This is a genomic window from Aquabacterium lacunae, from assembly GCF_004310865.1.
Lineage (GTDB): Bacteria > Pseudomonadota > Gammaproteobacteria > Burkholderiales > Burkholderiaceae_C > Aquabacterium > Aquabacterium lacunae.
This window is the reverse complement of the sequence record NZ_SIXI01000044.1, coordinates 1-615: the sequence shown is the minus strand read 5'-3', so window position 1 is coordinate 615 and position 615 is coordinate 1. Positions and strand designations below refer to the sequence as shown.

At 58.2% G+C, this 615-nt stretch carries 2 protein-coding genes; both read left to right on the top strand.

Features of this window, described 5'->3' with window-relative positions:
- Window positions 1-206: type II toxin-antitoxin system VapB family antitoxin (locus tag EYS42_RS16930; protein WP_245503695.1), on the top strand; the 206-nt coding region annotated here is incomplete at its 5' end.
- A complete protein-coding gene (gene vapC, locus EYS42_RS16925) occupies window positions 203-604 on the top strand; it encodes a type II toxin-antitoxin system VapC family toxin (RefSeq protein ID WP_130969387.1) in 402 nt (133 codons plus the stop codon). The genes EYS42_RS16930 and vapC, both read left to right, overlap by 4 nt.
- The last annotated feature ends 11 nt before the right edge of the window (window positions 605-615 follow it).

Sequence of the window (615 nt, the reverse complement as noted above, 5' to 3'; positions counted from 1 at the left end):
GGGTACACATCATGCGCACCAACATTGAGATTGACGACAAGTTGATGAGCGATGCTCTTCGCTTGACCGGCCTGAAGACAAAGAAGGAAGCCGTAGAGCTTGGCCTGCGCACACTGCTCCGATTGCGCCAGCAAGAAGAGCTGCGTCGCTTTCGCGGCAAGCTGCAGTGGGAAGGCGACCTGAACGCCATGAGGACGGACAAGTGATCGTTGTGGACTCCAGCGTTTGGATCGACTTCTTCCGCGGGCAGGTGACGCCACAGACTGAGCGGCTGGATTCGCTGCTGAGCACCGAACCATTGGCGGTTGGCGACTTGATCTTGGCCGAAGTGCTGCAAGGGTTCAGCAGCGAGAAGGACTTCAACCAGGCCCGAAGGCTGATGACTTCCCTGGACGTGATCACGCTGGGTGGACAGGACATTGCGCTGCAGGCCGCGCGGAATTACCGTGTCCTGAGGGCGCAGGGCGTGACGATACGCAAAACCATTGACACGATCATCGCGACGCGGTGCATCGAGGACGACCTGCCTTTGCTTTACAGCGACCGGGATTTCGATCCGTTCGTTGAGCATCTGGGTTTGCGTTCTGCAATGGTGGAAAACTGAGCGCCTAACGC